General features: G+C 65.7%; 17 protein-coding genes. 8 read left to right on the forward strand and 9 right to left on the reverse strand.

What is annotated here, in order from left to right; genetic code table 11:
• Positions 1-21 precede the first annotated feature (21 nt).
• A complete protein-coding gene (gene gltX / locus HV798_RS11410; RefSeq protein ID WP_025137605.1) occupies positions 22-1428 on the forward strand; it encodes a glutamate--tRNA ligase in 1407 nt (468 codons plus the stop codon).
• Positions 1429-1527: 99 nt separating this feature from the next.
• Here the strand turns inward: gltX and HV798_RS11415 are convergent, their stop codons facing one another.
• The 3 genes from HV798_RS11415 to HV798_RS11425 form a co-directional block, all read right to left on the reverse strand.
• A complete protein-coding gene (locus HV798_RS11415; protein ID WP_175193395.1) occupies positions 1528-2721 on the reverse strand; it encodes an MFS transporter in 1194 nt (397 codons plus the stop codon).
• A gap of 64 nt (positions 2722-2785) precedes the next feature.
• Entirely contained in the window at positions 2786-3292 is a 507-nt protein-coding gene (locus HV798_RS11420; protein ID WP_025137607.1) for a hypothetical protein, read from the reverse strand.
• 189 nt (positions 3293-3481) lie between these two features.
• On the reverse strand, positions 3482-4381 hold the full coding sequence (locus HV798_RS11425) for a LysR family transcriptional regulator (RefSeq protein WP_175193396.1): 900 nt from the start codon (positions 4379-4381) through the stop codon (positions 3482-3484).
• Between the two features lie 84 nt (positions 4382-4465).
• Here HV798_RS11425 and HV798_RS11430 point away from each other — a divergent pair, with 84 nt between their 5' ends.
• Entirely contained in the window at positions 4466-5392 is a 927-nt protein-coding gene (locus tag HV798_RS11430) for an alpha/beta fold hydrolase (RefSeq protein WP_246288707.1), read from the forward strand.
• 130 nt (positions 5393-5522) lie between these two features.
• Positions 5523-6521: a Bug family tripartite tricarboxylate transporter substrate binding protein gene (locus HV798_RS11435; RefSeq protein WP_246288710.1), complete on the forward strand. Its 999-nt coding sequence runs from the start codon at positions 5523-5525 to the stop codon at positions 6519-6521.
• Positions 6522-7001: 480 nt separating this feature from the next.
• Here the strand turns inward: HV798_RS11435 and HV798_RS11440 are convergent, their stop codons facing one another.
• Entirely contained in the window at positions 7002-7451 is a 450-nt protein-coding gene (locus HV798_RS11440; protein ID WP_025137610.1) for an Lrp/AsnC family transcriptional regulator, read from the reverse strand.
• Between the two features lie 138 nt (positions 7452-7589).
• Between HV798_RS11440 and HV798_RS11445 the strand changes: the two genes are divergently transcribed.
• The 5 genes from HV798_RS11445 to HV798_RS11465 all read left to right on the forward strand — a co-directional run bounded on the left by HV798_RS11445 (position 7590) and on the right by HV798_RS11465 (position 17294).
• Positions 7590-11096 carry an indolepyruvate ferredoxin oxidoreductase family protein gene (locus HV798_RS11445; protein ID WP_175193398.1) on the forward strand — a complete coding sequence of 1169 codons (3507 nt, stop codon included), beginning with the start codon at positions 7590-7592 and terminating at the stop codon, positions 11094-11096.
• Positions 11097-11399: 303 nt separating this feature from the next.
• Positions 11400-14330 carry a ribonucleoside-diphosphate reductase subunit alpha gene (locus HV798_RS11450; protein ID WP_175193399.1) on the forward strand — a complete coding sequence of 977 codons (2931 nt, stop codon included), beginning with the start codon at positions 11400-11402 and terminating at the stop codon, positions 14328-14330.
• 21 nt (positions 14331-14351) lie between these two features.
• On the forward strand, positions 14352-15551 hold the full coding sequence (locus tag HV798_RS11455) for a ribonucleotide-diphosphate reductase subunit beta (RefSeq protein ID WP_175193400.1): 1200 nt from the start codon (positions 14352-14354) through the stop codon (positions 15549-15551).
• A 341-nt stretch (positions 15552-15892) separates the two neighbouring features.
• Complete coding sequence (locus HV798_RS11460; RefSeq protein WP_025137614.1) at positions 15893-16552, forward strand: histone H1-like DNA-binding protein; 660 nt, start codon at positions 15893-15895, stop codon at positions 16550-16552.
• 181 nt (positions 16553-16733) lie between these two features.
• Positions 16734-17294 (forward strand): YggT family protein, encoded by a 561-nt coding sequence (locus HV798_RS11465; protein ID WP_175193401.1) that lies wholly within the window; start codon positions 16734-16736, stop codon positions 17292-17294.
• Positions 17295-17418: 124 nt separating this feature from the next.
• Here HV798_RS11465 and HV798_RS11470 read toward each other — a convergent pair whose 3' ends face one another.
• Genes HV798_RS11470 through HV798_RS11490 form a run of 5 tightly spaced genes read right to left on the reverse strand, consistent with a single transcriptional unit; the run spans position 17419 to position 21617 of the window.
• Positions 17419-18867 (reverse strand): D-alanine--poly(phosphoribitol) ligase, encoded by a 1449-nt coding sequence (locus tag HV798_RS11470; protein ID WP_175193402.1) that lies wholly within the window; start codon positions 18865-18867, stop codon positions 17419-17421.
• Between the two features lie 16 nt (positions 18868-18883).
• The gene (locus tag HV798_RS11475) at positions 18884-20011 is read right to left on the reverse strand and encodes an MBOAT family O-acyltransferase (RefSeq protein WP_025137617.1); all 1128 of its coding nucleotides are present in this window, start codon (positions 20009-20011) and stop codon (positions 18884-18886) included.
• A gap of 7 nt (positions 20012-20018) precedes the next feature.
• Entirely contained in the window at positions 20019-20225 is a 207-nt protein-coding gene (locus HV798_RS11480; protein ID WP_025137618.1) for a hypothetical protein, read from the reverse strand.
• Entirely contained in the window at positions 20222-21400 is a 1179-nt protein-coding gene (locus HV798_RS11485) for a D-alanyl-lipoteichoic acid biosynthesis protein DltD (RefSeq protein ID WP_175193403.1), read from the reverse strand. Before HV798_RS11485 ends, HV798_RS11480 begins: the two co-directional genes overlap by 4 nt.
• The gene (locus HV798_RS11490) at positions 21378-21617 is read right to left on the reverse strand and encodes an acyl carrier protein (protein WP_025137620.1); all 240 of its coding nucleotides are present in this window, start codon (positions 21615-21617) and stop codon (positions 21378-21380) included. The genes HV798_RS11485 and HV798_RS11490 overlap by 23 nt, the downstream gene beginning before the upstream one ends.
• Positions 21618-22000 lie beyond the last annotated feature (383 nt).

Here is a 22000-nt window from a genome sequence, read left to right on the forward strand (position 1 = left end):
CAGCCGCTATCATTGCCACCTATGACTTCCAACGCCTCTTCCCCCATCCGTACCCGCTTCGCGCCTTCGCCGACGGGCTTCCTGCACCTGGGCGGCGCCCGTACCGCGCTGTTCTCCTGGGCCTTCGCGCGCCACCACCAGGGCACCTTCGTCCTGCGCATCGAAGACACCGACGTCGAACGCTCCACGCCGGAAGCGGTGCAGGCCATCCTGGACAGCATGGACTGGCTGGGCATGCAGCCCGACGAAGGCCCCTTCTACCAGATGCAGCGCATGGACCGCTACCGCGAGGTCGTGGCGCAGATGCTGGCCGCCGGTACCGCCTACCACTGCTACAGCTCGCCCGAGGAAGTGGAAGCCATGCGCGAGGCCGCCCGCGCCCGCGGCGACAAGCCGCGCTACGACGGCACCTGGCGCCCCGAGCCCGGCAAGACGCTGCCCGCCATCCCGGCCGGCCGCCAGCCCGTGGTGCGCTTCAAGAACCCGCAGGAAGGCGCCACGTCCTGGAACGACATGGTCAAGGGCACCATCAGCTTTGACAACACCGAGCTCGACGACCTGATCATCGCCCGCCCGGACGGCACCCCCACCTACAACTTCTGCGTGGTGGTCGACGACTGGGACATGGGCATCACCCACGTGCTGCGCGGCGATGACCACGTCAACAACACCCCGCGCCAGATCAACATCCTGCGCGCGCTGGGCGCCACCCTGCCCGAATACGGCCACGTGCCCATGATTCTCGGCCCGGACGGCGAAAAGCTGTCCAAGCGCCACGGCGCGGTCAACGTCATGGAATACGACAACGAGGGCTACCTGCCCGAGGCCATGATCAACTACCTGGCCCGCCTGGGCTGGAGCCACGGCGACGACGAACTCTTCAGCCGCGAACAGCTGGTGCAGTGGTTCGACACCCGCCACCTGTCCAAGTCCGCTTCGCAGTGGGACCCCAAGAAGCTGAACTGGGTCAACGCCCACTACATCAAGCAGATGGACAACGCCGAGCTGGCCGAACGCGTGGCCCCGCGCGTGGCCAACCGCGGCGGCCATCCGGAAAAGATCGACCTGCCGGGCGTCATGGGCCTCTTGAAAGACCGTGCCGAAACGCTTGAGCAGCTGGCCGACGGCGCCATGCTGTTCTGCGGCGAATTCAAGCCGGCCGCCCCCGAACTGGTCGAGCAGCACCTGACCGCCGCCGCCCGCGAGGCACTGGCCGACTTCGCCCAGCGCGCCGCCGGCACCGACTGGACCCGCGAAGCCATCTCGGCGCTGATCAAGGCCGTGCTGGCCGACCGCGGCCTGAAAATGCCGCAACTGGCGATTCCGCTGCGCGTGGCCGTGACGGGCCAGACCCAGACGCCGGCCGTGGACGCCGTGCTGGCGCTGCTGGGCAAGGACACCGTGCAAAAGCGCCTGGCCGCGATCTGATCGCCGCGCCCGGCCCCGTGCCGGGCACAGGCCCCAAAAAAAAGCCCCGAACGGCGTAGCCGGACGGGGCTTTTTCCATGGCGCGAGGCCTCGGCGCCGCTACGCCGCCTGGGGCCGGGATTTCAACGCACGCGAGAAAAACGCGCCCAACAGCGGCAGCAGCACGGCCGAGCCGCCGAACAGCACCGCCGCGCCGACCTCGTCCACCACCGCGCCGGCCAGCGCCACGCCGGCCGCCTGGCCCATGAACAGGCACGACGCGAACCATGCCACCGCCGTGCCGCGCGCGGACGGCACCATCTGCGTGGCGTTGGTCTGCAAGGTGGCGTGCAGCAGGTAGTAGCCAAAGCCGGCCAGCACGCTGGCCAGCAGGCTCCAGAGCCACACCGGCCCCAGCAGGTACGACAGGAAGGCCACGCCCAGCACCAGCCCGCCCGCGACCGCCAGGCCGCGTTCGCCCAGGCGCTTGAGAATGCGGCCCGCCACCACCGTGTAGAGCAGCCCGCCCACCGCATACACCGCCACCAGCGCACCGGCGGCGGTCAGCGAGATATCGAAGCGTTCGTGCAGATACGAGGGCGCGAAGGCCAACGCGCCAAAGACCAGCAGGCCTTCGATGAACACCGTGGCCAGCACCACCCGCGCCCAGGGCGTGCCCAGCACCTGGCGCGCCTGCGCCACGAAACCCTGGCGGGGCGCGTTCGGATCCACCACGCCCATCCCGGCGCGGCGCTGGCGCCGCACTTCCAGGTGCAGCAGCACGCCCACCGCCAGATAGCCGCACACCAGGGCGGCAAAGGCCCAGCGCCAGCCCAGCGTGTCGGCGAACAGGCCGCCGGCCAACTGGCCTGTCGCCATGCCCAGGATGGTGCCCGTCAGAAAACGCGCCAGCGTCGCCTGGCGCCGCTCGTAGGGCACGGTGTCGCCGATCCAGGCCATCGACAGCGGCACGATGCCCGCCCCCGCCGCCCCGGACAGGGCGCGGCAGACCACCAGCATGTCCAGCGTCTCGGCCGCGACGGCCCCGGCGCTGCCCACCGCACAGGCAAAGGTCGCCACGCTGACAACGCGGTATTTGCCATAGCGGTCGCCGACCGGCCCGAAGAACATCTGCAGCACGCCGTAGGCCACGGCGAACGCGGTCACCGCGCGCGCGGCCTGCCCGGTGGTGGCGCCGAATTCGGCCGCCAGTTGCGGCAACATGGGATCACAGATGCGAAAGGCGCTGGCGCTGACGAAAGCGGCCAGGGCCAGGAGCGCGATGGCTCGCGCTTCAGAGGAAAGGGCAGGCATGAAAGACCGGCGGCGGGAGGGAAGGCGAAGTTCGCACCTTACCCTACCCGGCCAGAAGCCGTCATCAATACGGCAGGCGGTAACCCTGCGGCATGCGGCGCGCGGTCACGACCTGGCCGCCGCTTTTCAGTTCGCGCAGCGTCAGCTTGGCCTGCTCGACCTTTTCGACGCGGTAGCGGTTGACGTAGATCGGGTCGGCGGCGTCGACGATTTCGCCGTTCGATTGCGTGGTCTGCATGGTGTAGATGCCGTCGACGACGCTCCAGCAGCCGGTTTCACGCAGGGCCGGACGCGTCTTGCGGCCGATCTTGAGCTGCGTTTCGTAGGCCATGCGGCCGTCGGCGTACAGCACGGTCAAGGCCTGGAAATCGCCGCTGACGCCGCGCGGCTTCGAATTCGAATACCAGGTGCCGACCATGGGATCGCCGCTCTTGGCCGGCACGCAGGCCATCGGCTTGGGCGGCCCTTCCGGCTGAGCCTCGGTAATGGAGGCGGGTTTGCGGGCGACACAGCCGCCCAGGATCAGAACGGCGCAGACCACGCCCGCCGTACGCAAATACACACTGCTCATGACTTCCTCAACACGTCTGTCGACGCGTCGCGCCGCTCAGATCGGCGCGCCCCTCGCGCAGCAAACATCACGCACTCTAAAGAGGCGTCCATGAAGAATCAACGACGATCCGCGCCAAGTGCAATTGCGCAACAGTCCGTCGTGCAAAGCGCCCGCTTTACCGCGCTAACACGCAAAAATGCGTTGGTTTCACACGACAGTGCGGCCGCCGCGCGCGGCCTTTTCGCGCAGCATTTCTTCCATGCGCGCCGCCGCCGGCGACAGGCTGCGGCCCGCCAATCGCGTGATACCCAGCTCGCGTTCGATGCGCGGCCGCGCCAGCGGCACGAAGGCCAGTTCCGGGGAATCCGGCGGCACGCCCAGCTGCGCCAGCACCGTCACGCCCACGCCGCGTTCCAGCATCGCCAGCAGCGACATCATGTTGGACACGAACACCTGCCGCTCCATCATGAAGGCCGCCTGCGGGTAATCGGCCAATTGCCGATGGGCCACCGTGCCCACCAGCGGCAGGGTGGCGATCTCGCGCCAGGTCACCGACTTGCGGCTCGCCAGCGGATGGCCGCGATGGCAGACCAGCCCGAACGCATCGCGCAACAGCGGCTCGAACGACAGGCGCCGGTCGCGCAGCACCGGGCTGCACACGCCCAGTTCCACCTCGCCCGCCAGCACCATGCGTTCCACACCTTCCGAGTTGTCGTCGAACAGGCGCAGCGCCACCGCCGGATAGCGTTCGCGGTACGTCGCCACCAGTTCGGGCAGCCAATGCGTCGCCACCGTCGCTACCGACGCCATCGTCAGCGTGCCGGCCTGGTTGCTGGCCAGCCCCGACAAGGTGCCGGCCACCCGGTCATGGTGCTCGACCAGTTCACGCGCCAGCGGCAGGCAGTCCTGCCCGAACCGCGTCAACGCGTTGCCGTTGCCGCGCTCGAACAGCGGCTGGCCCAGGCGCTGCTCCATCTCGCGGATCGACAGCGACAGCGCCGGCTGCGAGCGGAACGCCCGCGCCGCCGCCGCGCGGAAGCTGCGCAATTCGGCCACCAGCAGGAAGTGGCGGTAGTGCGTGATCGACAGTTCGGGCAGCGCGGGCATGGATCAGTCTGATTTTGTAGAACTTATCGATTTATAGGAAAAATAAAGTTTTCTCATCATAGGCCGCCCCGTAACATGGCCGCAATGACTACCGCGACCCTTGCCCCCGCTGCTTCCTACGATGTCGATCCGCTGGACTTCAGCCTGGCCGACCGTCTTGCCACCCGTTCCGTCGGAAGAGGCCGGCTGCTGATCGGCCCGGCCGCCGCATCCGGCATCCCTGCCAAGCCACACTCGGCCGCCGCATCCGCCCCGGCCACGCGCCTGGGCGACGCTGCCGCATCACAATCACCTGCTCGCCCCGGCCTGTTGTTCGTGCCGGGCGGCTACCACGGCGCCTGGTGCTACGCGCACTACCTGGATTACTTCGCTCGCGCCGGCCTGCCCTGCGCCGCCGTGGATGTCCGCGGCCACGGCCCGCTGCCGCAAGGCGCCGATTTCATCCACGCCCACATCGCCGACCTGGCCCAGGACGTCATCGCCGCGCTCGATGCGCTGGACGGCCCCACCGTCGTCGTCGGCCACAGCGTGGGCGCCCTGCCCACCCTGCTCGCCGCCACCCGGCGATCCGTCGCCGGCATCATCCTCATGGCGCCCTCCCCGCCCGGCAACCTGCCCGGTGCGCGGGCGCTGCCCCCCGTCCCCGAAGGCGTCGTCCGCCAGCCGCCCGCCGACACCGAAGTCCGCGCCCGATTTCTCGCCACCGCACCCGACCGCGACGTCAGCGCCGTGATGCGCCGCCTCAGCCCCGAAAGCCCCCAGGTGCTCAACGACCGCTACCTGCTGCGCGTGCCCGTCGACCCCGCCGCCATCACCGCCCCCGGCCTGTGCCTGGAAGCCGGCCTGGACTCGCACGACCGCCACCCGCCCGGACAAGACCAAGCCATCGCCCGCCTGTATGGCTTCGCCCACGCCGTCCTTGCCGGGCAGCCGCACTGCATGATGTACGGCGACCACTGGCAAGCCAGCGCCGCGGCCGTCCTGGACTGGCACCGCCAGCAATTCGGCTAACCCCGAACAAGGCGCCGACGCCACTGACACCTCCCCCACCAAGCCCCAAAGCCCAACCCGCCCGCAGCACAGCCTCACCGCCCCAGCACAAAACAATAACGGCGCCCATCGGCGCCGCCAGGAGACAAGCATGACCCGCACCCCATCCCATCCCGCCACGGCCACACTGCGCCGCCCCGCCCTGCGCGCCCTGCTCGCCAGCGCCACCCTGCTGCTGGCCGGCGCCGCCCACGCTGCCGGCTGGCCCGAAAAACCCATCACCCTCATCGTCCCGTCCGCAGCAGGCGGCGCCGCCGACCTCACCGCCCGCACCTTCGCCCAGTTCCTGGGCAAGCAGACCGGCCAGACCGTCATCGTCGAAGACCGCCCCGGCGCTGGCGGCATCGTCGGCACCAACGCCGCCAAGAACGCTGCCGCCGACGGCTACACCTTCCTCTTGTCCACCAACTCCACCCACGCCGCCAACCAGTTCCTGTACAAGAGCCTGCCCTACGACGCCCAGAAAGACTTCGTCCAGATCGGCATGCTCGGCACCTTCGGCACCGTCGGCATCGTCGCCCCCGACAGCCCCTACCGCACCGTTCCCGAACTCGTCGACTACGCCAAGAAACACCCCGGCGAAGTCTTCTTCGGCTACTACAGCTCGTCCTCCCAGGTCCCCGCCGAACTCTTCAAGAAACGCGCCGGCATCGACATCGGCGCCGCCGGCTACAAGAACATCACCCAGATCATCACCGACCTGCGCGGCAAACAGATCGGCTTCGCCTTCGTCGACTACCTCACCGCCATGGGCCAGATCGACGGCAAAGGCCTCGCCCCCCTGGCCGTCACCGCCGACAAACGCCACCCCGCCTGGCCCGACGTCCCCACCATGTCCACCTACTACCCCGACTTCATCGTCGCCGGCTGGCTAGGCATCTCCGCCCCCGCAGGCACCCCGCCCGACATCGTCGCCAAAATGAACGCCGCCACCCAAGCCGCGGTAAAAGACACCCCCACCGCCGACAAACTCCGCGCCCTGGGCCTGACCCCCGAAGCCATGGACACCCCCCGCTTCGACACCTTCGTCAAGGAAGACACCGCCCGCTGGAAGGAATGGATCAAGATCTCGGGCATACAACCCCAATAAAGACGCACAAAAAACGCTCTCTATATAGAGACGATCCAAAAAGAAAGGCCAACTGCCCCAAAAGCAGTTGGCCCAACACAAGCAACGCCCACGCAAGCGCGCAGCGACACCACCGCCCCAGCGCAACGCCTACCCCGCGCAAGCGCGCAGCGGCATCGCCGCTCGCAAGACACCCCAACGCCAAAGAAGGCCGCCCGCGCGGCCGCTTTGGCGACCCCGCCCCCTCCTCCTCCCCCAAAACGATCGTGGCCACCACGCCAAGCACACCGCCCGCCCCAACGGCCGGCAGTAATGCACATCAAGAGCGCGTGACGGGGCAGGCGGGTGAGGGCGGGGCGTGTAGATTGCGCCCGAGGGAATCCGTAGGGAAGGCCGAAGGCCTGTACGAGGATGACAACGGGGCAGTCCGGAGCGAAGGCTCCGGACCGCAATCGTAGCCCCGCCCTCACCCGCCTGCCCCGTCACGCGCGCCTTAAGAACTCAAAGCGGCAACCTCAACTCATGCTTAATCTCACGCAAAGCCACAATCGTCCGAGTCTGCCGAATCCCTGGCATATTGAACAAAAACCGATGCAAAAACCGATCATAGGCCTCAGGACTCTCAACCAGGATCTTCAACAGAAAATCAGAATCCCCCGTCACCGCATAGCACTCAAGAATCTCCGGCGCATCCCGCACTGACCGCTCGAAGTTTTCCACCGTATTCGCCGAATGCCGCTCCAGGCTGATCTGCGCGAACATGCACCCCAGCCCCACCTTGCTGCGATCCACCTGCGCGCTATAGCCCTGGATCACCCCGCTCGCCTCCAGCGCCTTCACCCGCCGCCACACCGGCGCCGCCGACAGCCCCACCTTTTCAGACAACTGCTGCGCCGAAGCCCGGCCGTCCTCCTGCAGGGCCTTGAGGATGCCGATATCGGTCTTGTCCATCGTTTTGTCTCCTGTTTGGGTCGAAATTCCGCGAACACGAAATATTCATTGCGAATTATAGGGATAGCACGATCCAAAAACGCAATAAACCTGATGCTGCGCGAACCTATCATGGTGCCGACTACAGGAGTATTCACGATGGACGGTACCCCCGCCGCCGAGCCCCAGCTGGACCTTGACTACCAGCTCGCCGACAACCTCACTCGCGAGACCGGCCGCATCTTTCTCACCGGCACCCAGGCCCTGGTGCGCATCATGCTCACCCAGCGCCGCATCGACCGCGAGCGCGGCCTGAACACCGCCGGCTTCGTGTCCGGCTACCGCGGCTCGCCCCTGGGCGGCGTCGACATGGCCATGTGGAAAGCGCAGAAAGCGCTGGACGCCAACCAGATCTCGTTCCTGCCCGGCATCAACGAAGACATGGCCGCCACCGCCGTCATGGGCACCCAGCAGGCCGGCGTGCGCGCCGACCGCAATGTCGATGGCGTATTCGCCATGTGGTACGGCAAAGGCCCCGGCGTCGACCGCGCGGGCGACGCCCTGCACCACGGCAACGCCGCCGGCGCGTCGCGAAACGGCGGCGTGCTGGTCGTCGTCGGCGACGACCACACCGCCGTGTCCTCGTCCATTCCGCACGCCAGCGAAGCGTCCCTCATCGGCTGGCAGATGCCCATCGTGCATCCGTCCTCCATCGACGAATACGAAACCTTCGCCCTGTGGGGCTGGGCCCTGTCGCGCCATGCCGGCACCTGGGTCGCCTTCAAGGCGGTCTCCGAAACCATCGAAAGCGGCCATTCCTTCACGCCCGCGCCCGTCGTCGCCTACGACATGCCGGCCGACCCCGACCTGCCGCCCGAAGCGCTGGAATATTCCGCCCGCGACTTCCTGTCGCTGGCCGTCGAAACCCGCATGAACCTGCGCATGAAGGCCGTCACCGCCTTCGCACGCCGCCACAGCATCGACCGCCTGACCTGTCCGGCGCCGCGCGCCACCGTCGGCATCGTCACCGTCGGCAAGGCCCACCTGGACGCCATGGAAGCGCTGACGCGGCTGGGCGTGGACACCGTCACCGCCAACGCGCCCGTGCGCATCTACAAGCCCGGCCTGACCTGGCCGCTCGATGCCGAACGCATGCTGGAATTCGCGCGCGGCCTGTCGCACATCCTCGTCATCGAGGAAAAAGGCGCCGTCGTCGAGACCCAGCTCAAGGACCTGCTGTTCAACCTGCCCGAGCGCGCCACCGTCATCGGCAAGAAGGGCTTTGACGGCGAACTCGTGGTGCCGTCGGCCGGCCAATTGCGGCCCTCGCTGCTGGCCCGCCCGCTGGCCGCCTGGCTGTCGCGCACCGCCGGCTTGCAGACCGGCACCGACCTGACCGGCTTCGAGTGCCAGGACACCCTGTCCAACGATGCCGACGGCATGCGCCGCCGCCCCTACTTCTGTTCGGGCTGTCCGCACAGCACCTCGACCAAGGTGCCAGAAGGCAGCCAGGCGCTGTCCGGCGTGGGCTGCCACTACATGGCCGCCTGGATGGACCGCGACACCGGCGGCCTGACCCAGATGGGCGGCGAAGGGGTCGACTGGATCGGCCTGTCGCGCTATACCAAGATGCCGCACATCTTCCAGAACATGGGAGAAGGCACCTACTACCACTCCGGCTACCTGGCCATTCGCCAGGCCGTGGCCGCCAAGGCCAACATCACCTACAAGATCCTGTTCAACGACGCGGTCGCCATGACGGGCGGCCAGCCGGTGGACGGCCCGATCTCGGTGCCGCAGATCTGCCAGCAGCTGCGCGGCGAGAACGTCGCCCGCATCGTCGTCACCAGCGACGAGCCCGAAAAGTACCAGGGCGTGGACCTGGGCCCCGGCATCAAGGTGCACCATCGCCGCGAGCTTGACGCCCTGCAACGCGAACTGCGCGAGATCGCCGGCGTCACCGTGCTCATCCACGACCAGACCTGCGCCGCCGAAAAGCGCCGCCGCCGCAAGAAGAACCAGTTCCCCGACCCGGCGCGCCGCATGCTGATCAACAGCGCGGTCTGCGAAGGCTGCGGCGACTGCGGCGTGAAATCGAACTGCCTGTCGGTGGTGCCGCTGGAAACGCCCTACGGCCGCAAGCGCGCCATCGACCAATCCAGCTGCAACAAGGACTATTCCTGCGCCGAAGGCTTCTGCCCCAGCTTTGTGTCCGTCATGGGCGGCAAACCTCGCAAGAGCGCCGCCCCCAAGGCCGACCAGGAACACCTGCAGCAACTGATCCAGCAACTGCCGTTGCCGCAGTTGCCCGCGCTGGACCGCCCCTATCGCCTGCTGGTCGCGGGCATGGGCGGCACCGGCGTCATCACCATCGGCGCGATCGTCTCGATGGCCGCCCACCTGGAAGGCCTGTCGGCCGCCGTGCTGGACCTGACCGGCCTGGCGCAAAAAGGCGGCACCGTCGTCAGCCATATCCGGCTGGCGCCGGCTGGCGCTGCCGCCGGCCCCGTGCGGCTGGACTGGCAGCAGGCCGACGCCGCGATCCTGTGCGACCCGGTCGCCTCCGTCGCGCCGGATTCGCTGGGCGCGCTGCGCCGCGGCCACACCCGCGTCACCGTCAACACCTACGTCGCGCCGGTGTCCGACTTCACCCGCAACCCCGACGCCGCCATGCGCCCCGAGGCCCTGCTGGCCAAGATCCGCCACGCCGCGGGCGAGGCCAACACTGCCGCCATCGACGCGCACGAGGCCGCGCTGGCCCTGTTCGGCGACAGCATCCTGTCCAACATGTTCATGCTGGGCTATGCCTGGCAGCGCGGCGGCGTGCCGCTGTCGCAGGCCGCTATCAACCGCGCCATCGAACTGAACGGCGTGGCGGTGGCCGCCAACCGGGCCGCCTTCGACAGCGGCCGCCTGGCCGCGCACCAGCCCGACGCCCTGGACGGCGCGCTGCGCCCCCGCGCTCAAGTCGTGCAACTGCATGTGCCCGAAACGTTCGAGCGCGCCGTGGCCCGCCGCGTCGACGACCTGACCGCCTACCAGGACGCCGCCTACGCCAGCCAGTACCGCGACGTCGTCGAACGCGTCGCGGCCCGCGAACGCGAGCTGGCCCCCGATGCCAAGACCCCGCGCCTGGCCCTGGCCGTGGCGCGCAGCCTGTTCAAGCTGATGGCCTACAAGGACGAATACGAAGTTGCGCGGCTCTACACCGGCGAGGCCTTCCAGGCGCAGCTGCAAGGCCAGTTCGAAGGCGACTACAGCCTGCGCTTTCACATGGCCCCGCCGATCTTCGCCCGCAAGGACCCGCGCACCGGCATACCGCGCAAGGTCACGCTGGGCCCGCGCACCATGACGGCACTGAAGCTGCTGACCCGCTTCAAGCGCCTGCGCGGCACCTGGTTCGATCCGTTCGGCCACACGGCCGAGCGCAAGATGGAGCGCGCCCTGGTCGGCGAGTACCGCCAGACCATAGACCGGTTGCTCGCAGGGTTGAATCGCGACACGCTCGCCCAAGCGGCTACAATCGCCGCCCTTGCAGAAACCATACGCGGCTTCGGCCACGTCAAGGCAGCCAACGTCGAGAAGTACCGGACAGAGTTGGCTCGCTTGATGCAAAGCTATACGGCGCCTGCCCCGCGCGATGTACCCCTGCGGAAAACCGCATAAACACTCGCGTTGAGCGGTCCTGTCCCGGGCGCGCCTTAGCAGGCGCGCCCGGTGCATTTGGTAACAATCTTTTGGGAACTTGGTCCTATCTTCTTCTTGTGGGTGTCGTACTCGATCACTAGAATTAGTGTCCAACGAGGGGTGCTACACTATATGTTGTGGTCGCCTAACCGCTGATTCTCGTCGGCCACGCCACACGGATACGTCCGTCCAAGCGTTGCGACCCCCTCAATAAGATCCAATTTCGTACCTGACATGACGTCGTCATGTCGCTATCTACGCGCTTTTCGCACAGGAGCTTCCATGCAGACTACGATCGCCTCTGTGACCCGGCCCTCGGCCGTGCCGCCCTCTCAAACCGATTCCCCGGCCGACGCCAATGGCGGGCAATGGGCCAGCTACAACATCATTCGCCGCAATGGCTCGGTGGTCGGGTTCGAACCCAGCAAGATCGCCATCGCCATGACCAAGGCCTTCCTGGCCGTCAACGGCGGCCAGGGCGCAGCCTCGGCCCGCGTGCGCGAACTGGTGGAACAGCTGACGTCCCAGGCCGTCAACGCGCTGGTGCGCAACCGCCCCGGTGGCGGCACCTTCCATATTGAAGACATCCAGGACCAGGTCGAACTGGCCCTGATGCGCTCGGGCCAGCACGACGTTGCCCGCGCCTATGTGCTCTACCGCGAAAAGCGCACCCAGGAACGCGCCGCCGCTGCTGCTGCCGAAGGCCAGCAGAAGGCTGACGCCGCGCCGCAGGAACACGTGCTGAACGTCACGGACGCGGGTGTCCGCCGTCCGCTGGACATCGCCGAACTGCGCGCCACCATCGTCGCCGCTGGCGAGGGCCTGGCCGAATTCATCGATTCGGAAGCCATCCTGAAGGAAACGGTCAAGAACCTGTACGACGGCATCCCCGTCGACGAGGTCTACAAGTCCGCCATCCTGTCGGCGCGCGCGCTGGTCGAAAAGGACCCGGCCTACAGCCAGGTCACCGCTCGCCTCCTGCTGCACACGATCCGCAAGGAAGTGCTGGGCGAAGAAGTCTCGCAAGACGGCATGGGCGCTCGCTACGCCGAATACTTCCCCACGTTCATCGCCCGCGGCATCGAAGGCGGCCTGCTGTCGCCCGACCTGGCCAGCTATGACCTGACCAAGCTCGGCAAGGCGCTGAACGCCAAGCGCGACCTGCAATTCGGCTACCTCGGCCTGCAGACCCTGTACGACCGCTACTTCCTGCACATCCGCGGCACCCGCATCGAACTGCCGCAGGTGTTCTTCATGCGCGTGGCCATGGGCCTGGCGCTGCGCGAAACCGACCGCGAAACCCGCGCGATCGAGTTCTACGAGATCCTGTCGTCGTTCGACTTCATGAGCTCGACCCCGACGCTGTTCAACTCGGGCACCCTGCACTCGCAGCTGTCGTCGTGCTACCTGACCACCGTCTCCGACGATCTGGAAGGCATCTACGACGCCATCAAGGAAAACGCACTGCTGGCCAAGTACGCCGGCGGCCTGGGCAACGACTGGACCCCGGTGCGCGCGCTGCGCAGCCACATCAAGGGCACCAACGGCGAAAGCCAGGGCGTGGTCCCGTTCCTGAAGGTCGTCAACGACACCGCCGTGGCGGTGAACCAGGGCGGCAAGCGCAAGGGCGCGGTCTGCACGTACCTGGAATCGTGGCACCTGGACATCGAAGAATTCCTGGAACTGCGCAAGAACACCGGCGACGAACGCCGCCGCACGCACGACATGAACACGGCGAACTGGATTCCCGACCTGTTCATGAAGCGCGTCATGGAAGGCGGTGAATGGACGCTGTTCTCGCCGTCCGACTGCCCCGACCTGCACGACAAGTACGGCCGCGCATTCGAAGAAGCCTACGTCGGCTACGAAGCACGCGTTGCCAGCGGCGAACTGAAGCTGTTCAAGAAGATGCCTGCGCTGAACCTGTGGCGCAAGATGCTGTCGATGCTGTTCGAAACCGGCCACCCCTGGATCACGTTCAAGGATCCTTGCAACATCCGTTCGCCGCAGCAGCACGTCGGCGTGGTCCACAGCTCGAACCTGTGCACCGAGATCACCCTGAACACCAACGAATCCGAAATCGCGGTGTGCAACCTGGGTTCCGTGAACCTGGTCGCCCACATGAAGCCGGCAGCCGGCGGCGGTTTCGAACTCGACCACGACAAGATCAAGCGCACGGTCAGCATCGCCATGCGCATGCTCGACAACGTCATCGACATCAACTACTACGCCGTCGAGAAGGCCCGCAACTCCAATGCGCGCCACCGTCCGGTGGGCATGGGCATCATGGGCTTCCAGGATTGCCTGCAGATGATGCGCGTGCCGTACGCCTCGCAAGACGCCGTTGAATTCGCGGATCGCTCGATGGAAGCGGTGTGCTATCACGCCTACTGGGCCTCGAGCCTGCTGGCTGAAGAGCGCGGTCGCTATCAATCGTACGAAGGCTCGCTGTGGTCGCGTGGCATCTTGCCGCAAGACACGTTGAAGATGCTGCGTGATGAACGCGGTGGTCATGTCGAGGTCGATGAATCGAGCACGCTCGATTGGGATACGTTGCGCGCGCGCATCAAACAACACGGCATGCGCAACTCCAATTGCATCGCAATCGCCCCAACCGCGACTATTTCCAATATCATTGGTGTATCTGCGTGCATCGAACCCACTTTCCAGAACTTGTACGTTAAATCGAATCTCTCCGGCGAGTTCACGGTCGTTAACGATTACCTCGTGCGTGACCTGAAGAAACTCGGTCTCTGGGACGAAGTCATGGTCGCCGACCTCAAGTACTTCGACGGCAGCCTGTCCCGCATCGATCGCGTACCTTCCGAACTCCGCGAACTCTACGCCACCGCGTTCGAAGTCGAACCGAGCTGGCTGGTTGAATGCGCGTCGCGTCGCCAGAAGTGGATCGACCAGGCACAGTCCCTGAACATCTACATGGCTGGCGCATCGGGCAAGAAACTCGACGACACCTACAAGCTGGCTTGGAAGCGTGGCCTGAAGACGACCTACTACCTGCGTACCCTTGGCGCCACCAGCGCCGAGAAGTCCACGGGACGCGGCGGCGAACTGAACGCCGTCACTGCTGGCGGTCAATCCACCGCCGCCCCCGTGTCCGCTGCACCTGTTTTGCCGGAACCCGAAGTTCTCGGGGCGGTTTGCACCATGCGGCCGGGTGACCCCGGCTTCGAAGAGTGCGAAGCCTGCCAATAAACCGCCTCCGGAGAATGAATCATGATTAATTGGGAAGACGACACCCTCGCCACGCAACCTGCACAAGCCCCCGCACCCGCGGCGGGTGGGCAGGCTGCGCCCGAAGTCCGGGCGGCGACCGGCGTGTTCGGCGACACCGCCCTGCCCACGCCCGCCGCGCCTGAACACGCGGCAGGCCTGGCGGCCAGCGGCGCCGCCACCTCGCAGCGCGTGAAGGTTGCAGACAAGCGCATCATCAACGGCGAAACCGACGTCAACCAGCTGGTGCCGTTCAAGTACAAGTGGGCTTGGGAAAAGTACCTGGCCACTTGCGCCAACCACTGGATGCCGCAAGAAATCAACATGTCGCGCGACATCGCCCTCTGGAAGAACCCCAACGGGCTCACCGAGGACGAGCGCCGCATCGTCAAGCGCAACCTGGGTTTCTTCGTCACGGCCGACTCGCTGGCCGCGAACAACATCGTGCTGGGCACCTACCGCCACATCACGGCGCCTGAATGCCGCCAGTTCCTGCTGCGCCAGGCCTTCGAAGAAGCCATCCACACGCACGCCTATCAATACATCGTCGAAAGCCTGGACCTGGACGAAGCGGAGATCTTCAACGCTTACAACGAAGTGCCGTCCATCCGCGCCAAGGACGAGTTCCTGATCCCGTTCATCGACGCGATCGCGGACCCCAACTTCAAGACGGGCACGCCCGAAGCCGACCAGACGCTGCTCAAGTCCCTGATCGTCTTCGCTTGCCTGATGGAAGGCCTGTTCTTCTACGTTGGCTTTACGCAGATCCTGGCGCTGGGCCGCCAGAACAAGATGACCGGCGCGGCCGAGCAGTACATGTACATCCTGCGCGATGAATCCATGCACTGCAATTTCGGCATCGACCTGATCAACACCGTCAAACTCGAGAATCCGCACCTCTGGACGCCGGAATTCCGCGAAGAAATACGAGAACTCTTCCGCAAAGCGGTCGAACTCGAATACGCTTACGCCGAAGACACGATGCCGCGCGGCGTGTTGGGCTTGAACGCACCCATGTTCAAATCCTACCTGCGCTTCATCGCCAACCGTCGTTGCCAGCAAATCGGTATCGAACCGCTGTACCCGCAGGAAGAAAATCCCTTCCCGTGGATGGCGGAAATGATCGATCTTAAGAAGGAACGCAACTTTTTTGAAACTCGCGTGATCGAATACCAAACTGGTGGCACGCTGAGCTGGGAGTAACGTAGTTCGCCATCAGGTCCGGCGCGGGCACGCTCAAAGAGCGTCGCGTTCGCGCCAGGCCTGACGGCGATCTCCCAGGTCAGGGTGTTTTCGAACACGTAGAACAAGCGGTAGGCGGTCTGTGATCAGACTGCCCACCGGCGCCATTTGAAATGGCTCGCGCCAAAGGAGCGGGGGCCATATCAAATGGCTGTGCCGAATTCATTAGCGCAAACCGTAGTAGCTGTTGCTCGCACAGAACAGCGGCATGCGCCGATGAATAGCCCGGGCACGGTTCGCCTTGTTGGCGAGTCGGGGCACGGGTTTAAGTTCTGGGACCCCTGAACCTAAGGAGCATGACCATGGCAACAGCCAAGAAAGCCGTAAAGAAAGCGGTGAAGAAGCCCGCCGCCAAGAAGGCAGTAGCGAAGAAGGCCGCTCCGGCCAAGAAAGCCGCTGTCAAGAAGGTAGCAGTCAAGAAAGTCGCCGCCAAGAAACCTGCAGTGAAGAAGGTTGCCGCCAAGAAGCCGGCAGCCAAGAAGGTCGCAAAGAAAGCGGTAGCCAAGAAGGCCGTCGCCAAGAAAGTCGCGGCCAAGAAGCCGGTAGCCAAGAAGGCAGTGGCCAAGAAGGTCGTCGCCAAGAAGGCGGTTGCCAAGAAGGCCGTCGCCAAAAAGGCCGTCGCCAAGAAAGCGGTAGCCAAGAAGGTCGTCGCCAAGAAAGCGGTAGCCAAGAAGGCCGTCGCCAAGAAGGCGGTTGCCAAGAAGGCCCCCGCTGCCAAGAAGGCGGTTGCCAAGAAAGTCGTAGCCAAGAAGGCTCCGGCTGCCAAGAAGCCCGCTGCTGCAAAGCCTGCCGCTGCCAAGCCGGCTGCTGCCAAGAAGCCCGCCGCTGCCAAGAAGCCCGCTGCGAAGAAAGCCGCTCCGAAGAAGCCCGCTACGCCGCCGTCCACGGCTGCTGCGCCGGGCGCGAAGACCGCGCTGAACCCCGCCGCGTCGTGGCCGTTCCCGACGGGTGGCCGTCCGTAATCGGACCGGTCCACATCGGTAGCAGCACCTCAAGCCGCCTGGCCCTGGCCAGGCGGTTTTTTATTGCCCCGAGGGTTCCCCCTTTTGCGCCGTCCGCCCCGGCGATCGCCTCATCCGGACACTACCGTAGCGCCATTGGCGTGAGACAATAAAAGCCGTCTTTATTTGGTAGATCGCGTCCATGCTCGGTGAAATCCTTCGCTTCCTGCTCGAAATCGCATTCACGCTGTTCGGCGCGGCCCTGATCGCCCGCGCCTGGATGCACGCGATACGACTGCACCCCTTCAATCCGCTGGCACGCGTCATCTACCAGGCCACCAACTGGCTGGTGCTGCCGCTGCGCAAGATCATCCCCGCCGGCAACAAGATCGACTGGACCAGCATCGTGGCCGCCTGGCTGGCGGCGCTGGCCTATCTGGTGCTGATCTGGATGGTCGCGCTGGGCGCCCTGCTGCCGGCCGTGCTGCTGCCCAAGTTCCTGCTGGGCGCCGTGTTCATGGCGGCCAAGTGGGCGTTGAACCTGGTCGTGTGGCTGACCCTGATCCAGGCCGTGCTGTCCTGGGTCAACCCGATGGCCCCCATGATGCCGCTGCTGCAGGCCCTGACCGCCCCGCTGCTGGACCCGGTTCGCCGGCTGCTGCCGCGCACCTCGATCGACTTCTCGCCGCTGGTGCTCTTGATCGTGGCCCAGATCGTGCTGATGGTGCTGGCCCGCCTGAGCTACAACGTGGTGGGCGTCTGACGCGCACCCGATAGACAGCCGCTGGCAAGGCGCCAGCGGGCACTGACAAAAAAGCCCAGGCATTTCCGCCTGGGCTTTTTTTGGTTCCGAGCGGGCTGCAGGCTCGCGCCCTGCCCGCTCGTCATCACGCCGGAATCGTGGCGTAGATGTCGATCAGCTTCTTGCGGTCGATCTTGTGATTGTTCGACATCGGCAGCGCGGGGCAGGCCACCAGCTCGGACGGCACCATGTAGGGCGGCAGGCGCTGGGCCAGCCGGTCTTTCCAGCCCGACAGCGCATCCGGCTGCAGAAAGCGTGCATCGGCCTCGCCCGTTTCGCCGCCCGCCACGAAGCCGATCAGGCGCACTGCCGTGCCATCCGGCCGGCGCAGGACCGCGCAGGCGCCGCCTTCCACGCCCGGCAAGCCATGCAGCGCTTCGTCGATCTCGGCCAGCTCGATGCGATAGCCATTCAGCTTGATCTGGTCGTCCATGCGGCCGCGGCAGAACAGCAGCCCGTCGGCCTCCATCTGGCCCAGATCGCCCGTGCGAAAGCCGCGGCGGCCGTCTTCGGCCACGAACAGCTTGGCCTCGTTCAGGTCCGGGCGGTTCAGGTAGCCGCGCATGACGTGGTCGCCCACGATGCAGATTTCGCCGTCCTGCACCCGCAGTTCGCAATCGGGCTTGGCGTAGCCCACCGGCAGCGGATCGTGCACCGCCAGCACGGCGTCGGTGATGTCGATCCAGGTCGTGGCCACGGTGGCTTCGGTCGGGCCGTAGGTGTTCAGGATCACGGCGTCCGGGAAGCGCTGGCGCAGCTTCTTGGCCAGCGCCGCGGGCAAGGGCTCGCCGCAGAACAGGAAAGTGCGCAGCGTGGGCAACGTGGCCGGCGAGAAATCGCGGTTGGCCAGCTGCTGGTGCGCAAACGACGGCGTCGACACCCATACCGTGATGCCATTGGCCGCCAGCCGCGGCATCCAGGTGGCCGCCGCGCCGATCTGTTCGCGCGAATTCAGCACGCAGGTGCCGCCGGCGGCCAGCGTGGCGAACACTTCGTACATCGACAGGTCGAAGCTGAACGGCGCCTGGTTCATGAAGACTGGCGCATCGCCCAGGCCGAAGCTGCCCAGCATCCAGTCGCCGAGCAGGCCGACGCTTTCGCGGCCGATCTGCACGCCCTTGGGGTCGCCCGTGCTGCCGGACGTGAACATGACGTAGGCCAGGCCGCGCTCGGCCAGCTCGGCGCCGTCACCCGGTTCGAAGCCCCGGGCCGCGGTGTCGTACACCGCGGCGGCGCGCACGATCTCGACGATGCGGCGCAGGCGTTCGGGCGGGTAGATGGTGTCGACCGGCACGAACGGCGCGCCGATCAGCAAAGCGCCCACCATGGCGACGAAGAAAGAGGCCTCTTTGTGGCCGTAGATGGCCACGGGCACATCGGGAGCCGCGCCGTGCTCGCGGGCCTGGTCGGCCCACGCCACGGCTTCGTCGCGCAACTGCGCCCAGGTCAGGCTGCGGTCGGCCGCGACCACCGCCAGCGCGTCGGGCGCGCGGGCAGAGTCAACGAACTGGAAGGTCTTCAGGTCGAAACGCATGCCGAAACTCCGGGCATCAGATGGGGCTGCGGCCGCTGAACACGTACAGCGCCAGGGCAGCGAGAATCAGGGTGAGAACGCGCCCGAGAAAGCGCATGACGGGACGCGCCAGCGTGGCCTGCAGCGCCGGCCGCGTGCGGGCAGCGTTGATCAGCAGGTTATGGCCCACCGAATACGCCCCGAACATCAGGCCGCTGACGATGTAGTGCACCGACAGCCCGTTCCAGACGCCCATGGCCAGCAGCGTGGCAAAGATGCCGATGTTCTGCGCCGCCATGCGGTGGCGCGCGAAGAACGGGGTCTTGCTCAGCGCCTTGTAGATCGGCATGAACACGACGTCGCGCAGCCACTCGGACAGGCTGATGTGCCAACGGCGCCAGAAGTCCTGCGGATTGAGCGTGGCCAGCGGGTTGCGGAAGTTGATCGGCAGCGTGAAGCCGAACAGCATGCCGATACCGATGGCCATGGTGGAATAGCCGGCGAAATCGAAGAACAGGTAGGCACTGTAGAGCGAGGCGTTGAGCGCCACGCCGGTGAACGAATAATCGTGCGCATCCAGCGTCGCCAGGCCGTAGCGCCAGATCAATTCGGCCAGGCCGAATTTCTGGATCACGCCCAGCATGATCAATTCCAGGCCGGTCAGCCAGGTATTGAGATTCACGCCTTCATAACCGCGTTTCAAATCGGCCTGGAAACTGCGCCAGCGATACATCGGCCCGGCCAGCAGCGTCAGCGGGAAGAACAGGTAGATGAAATAGTCGAGCGGCGAGATGCGTTCGTTGCGCTGGGCAAACAGCAGCACGTCGATGGCGCGGAAGGTGGCGAACGACAGCCCCAGCATGGCGCCCAGGTGCGATACCCCGGTCTTGACCAGCAGCAGCGGCGTCATCGTGATGATGACGGCCAGCCAGGTGGGGATGTAGTTGCGGCGTACGGCCCACAACGCCGTGCCCGAAATGGCCAGCAGCGCCAGCGGCTGGTAGGGGCGCGCCCAGAACACCGCCATCCAGACGCCCAGGCAGATCACGCCGATGACGTGGCGATAGCCGATGCGCAGCGGCATGCCGAAGGAACGGTAGGCCAAAAGACCCAGCCCGCCGCACAGGGCGCCGCCGAAAAAGCTCAAGCTTGCGAACAATTCCATGCTGCGGTCAGAACTGTTGGTATTGGAATTCGACCTTGATAGGTCCGCCGCTACCCGTGGTGGGCTGCGCTTGCAGCACGAACACCAGGATCACCCCGATATACAGGCACAGATGCCAGAAGAAACGCCGGCCCCATGCCATGCCCGACTTGCGGGCGCCCTGATCCTGGGCGCCGTCGCCGGCAGCCGGATCGGCTTTACGAAAGAGTTTCATCGGGAAAAGTACTCCGCAATGCCTTGGTCCGCCATCGCCCAACCGAGCTCGGCCAAATGCATGTCATCACGCACCATGCCGGGTTCGAAGGGAATGCTGTACAGGTCCAGGCAACCCATCTGGTAGCGCGTGCACATGCCGGTAATGGCGGCCACCACCGGGTCGAAGCGTTCGACGTCGAGGATGAGCTTGGGGTTGAACGGCTGGATCACGAAGTAGGCCTTGACCTTGCGCTTTTGCAGCAAGGCCATGACGCGCGACAGGTCGCCCAGCTCGGTGCGGGTGATCGGGTCGACGTTGGCGAATTCGTTGCGGGCCGGCGAATACAGCGACGCCAGGTACTGCTTGTAGTAGTCGTCGCGCACGTCGTAGGGATTGTTGCTGCCCAGTTCGTGCTCGACCTCGCGCGCCTCATGCGTCAGGCGCGACCACTGCCCGGAATTCAGCCGCGCCGACGATGGCCATGACACGAAACGGTGCGCCGGGACCGACAGCTTGCTGCGCGGGCGATCGGGCGCGGGTTCCTTGCGCGTGTTCCACCACAGCGACAGCTTGTCTTTCAGCTCGGAGACCTGGCCATTGGCGATCAGCCACAGCAAGCCCCAATTGGCGTTGTCGGTGATCCAGTTCTGCATCTGCTCGCGCGTGCTGGGTTTTTCCCAGAGGCGGTCCCAGACCGGGCCGGTCACGTGTTCGGCAAATGCGCTGCGCGGCAGCTGCCCGCCCGAGGCGAACCAGGCCGGCGACACCATGATCACCAGCCGCGTGTTCGGCGTGAGCGAATCCGCCACCGATTCCAGCACGCTGACGATGCCGTACGACTGGAACATGGCGTGGCCATAGGCCAGCGTCGGCACCTTGAGCTCTTCGGGGAAGAAGCGGTAAGGCACGAAACGCAGGTCGTGGCTGGACAATTCGGACGACCCCAGCACGACCAGTGTGCCGTCGCTGAGCGCATTGCCCAGCCGGGTCAGGTTGACGTGCTGCGTGCCCCAATCCGGCCCCAGATTGGGCAGATAGTTGCTTTTGTCCGACGCCACCGTCGATACCGGGTGGACGATGCGGGTCAGCAGGTCATCCGCGCCGCAGTAGGCTCCGTACGCCAGGGCCACCGCCGTGGTGGCGGCCGCAACGTGGGACAGCAGGCGGGTATTACGAAAGATTGGCAGCGACATAGCCGGCGAGCGTGCGGACCGACTGCAGATGCTCTGCGATCTCGGGAGCCGGAATGCTGCAGCCGTACTCCGCCTCGACCGCCAGCGTGATGTCCACGGCGGCGAGCGAGTCGACCAGGCCGGTGGCAATCAGTTGAGTGTCGGGAGTGACTTTCTTCAGGACGATCGACTCGACGATCTCGCCGATCTTGGTGTGGAGTTCTTGCTCGGTATGCATAAATAAGTGCGGCGTTACGCGTTGCCTCGTCGGCAAAATATTCCCCGCCCCGAGATATAGGACGGCGAGTATACAAAAAAACGGTTGAAAATCGACTGACTTCTACCGCCACTTGGACCGACCCGCCGACGCACTTGGTTACATGAAAATTGCGCGTCGAGATCGCTCACGGGTGCAATCATGGCACTTCAAACGTTGAATCGCCATGAAACTTACAGACCAATTCGCTATAAAAGGCTCGTAAACGTTACGCCTGCGGGTAAATACCGGGTGCTGCGTTGCAGCGGAGCGACAGATTCTTACCTTCCTGACCAGGGGCTAAATCCGCCCCCGGTTGCTGAACCCGCCGCCGAGACGAAAAAAAGCCCGCTTGCGCGGGCTTT

The sequence above is a fragment of the Achromobacter deleyi genome (assembly GCF_902859705.1).
Taxonomy (GTDB): domain Bacteria; phylum Pseudomonadota; class Gammaproteobacteria; order Burkholderiales; family Burkholderiaceae_B; genus Achromobacter; species Achromobacter deleyi.

Excerpts from the sequence above, each read along its gene's own strand:
- gltX (WP_025137605.1), top strand. The coding sequence starts at position 22 with ATGACTTCCAACGCCTCTTCCCCCATCCGTACCCGCTTCGCGCCTTCG.
- HV798_RS11415 (WP_175193395.1), bottom strand. The coding sequence starts at position 2,721 with ATGCCTGCCCTTTCCTCTGAAGCGCGAGCCATCGCGCTCCTGGCCCTG.
- HV798_RS11420 (WP_025137607.1), bottom strand. The coding sequence starts at position 3,292 with ATGAGCAGTGTGTATTTGCGTACGGCGGGCGTGGTCTGCGCCGTTCTG.
- HV798_RS11425 (WP_175193396.1), bottom strand. The coding sequence starts at position 4,381 with ATGCCCGCGCTGCCCGAACTGTCGATCACGCACTACCGCCACTTCCTG.
- HV798_RS11430 (WP_246288707.1), top strand. The coding sequence starts at position 4,466 with ATGACTACCGCGACCCTTGCCCCCGCTGCTTCCTACGATGTCGATCCG.
- HV798_RS11435 (WP_246288710.1), top strand. The coding sequence starts at position 5,523 with ATGACCCGCACCCCATCCCATCCCGCCACGGCCACACTGCGCCGCCCC.
- HV798_RS11440 (WP_025137610.1), bottom strand. The coding sequence starts at position 7,451 with ATGGACAAGACCGATATCGGCATCCTCAAGGCCCTGCAGGAGGACGGC.
- HV798_RS11445 (WP_175193398.1), top strand. The coding sequence starts at position 7,590 with ATGGACGGTACCCCCGCCGCCGAGCCCCAGCTGGACCTTGACTACCAG.
- HV798_RS11450 (WP_175193399.1), top strand. The coding sequence starts at position 11,400 with ATGCAGACTACGATCGCCTCTGTGACCCGGCCCTCGGCCGTGCCGCCC.
- HV798_RS11455 (WP_175193400.1), top strand. The coding sequence starts at position 14,352 with ATGATTAATTGGGAAGACGACACCCTCGCCACGCAACCTGCACAAGCC.
- HV798_RS11460 (WP_025137614.1), top strand. The coding sequence starts at position 15,893 with ATGGCAACAGCCAAGAAAGCCGTAAAGAAAGCGGTGAAGAAGCCCGCC.
- HV798_RS11465 (WP_175193401.1), top strand. The coding sequence starts at position 16,734 with ATGCTCGGTGAAATCCTTCGCTTCCTGCTCGAAATCGCATTCACGCTG.
- HV798_RS11470 (WP_175193402.1), bottom strand. The coding sequence starts at position 18,867 with ATGCGTTTCGACCTGAAGACCTTCCAGTTCGTTGACTCTGCCCGCGCG.
- HV798_RS11475 (WP_025137617.1), bottom strand. The coding sequence starts at position 20,011 with ATGGAATTGTTCGCAAGCTTGAGCTTTTTCGGCGGCGCCCTGTGCGGC.
- HV798_RS11480 (WP_025137618.1), bottom strand. The coding sequence starts at position 20,225 with ATGAAACTCTTTCGTAAAGCCGATCCGGCTGCCGGCGACGGCGCCCAG.
- HV798_RS11485 (WP_175193403.1), bottom strand. The coding sequence starts at position 21,400 with ATGTCGCTGCCAATCTTTCGTAATACCCGCCTGCTGTCCCACGTTGCG.
- HV798_RS11490 (WP_025137620.1), bottom strand. The coding sequence starts at position 21,617 with ATGCATACCGAGCAAGAACTCCACACCAAGATCGGCGAGATCGTCGAG.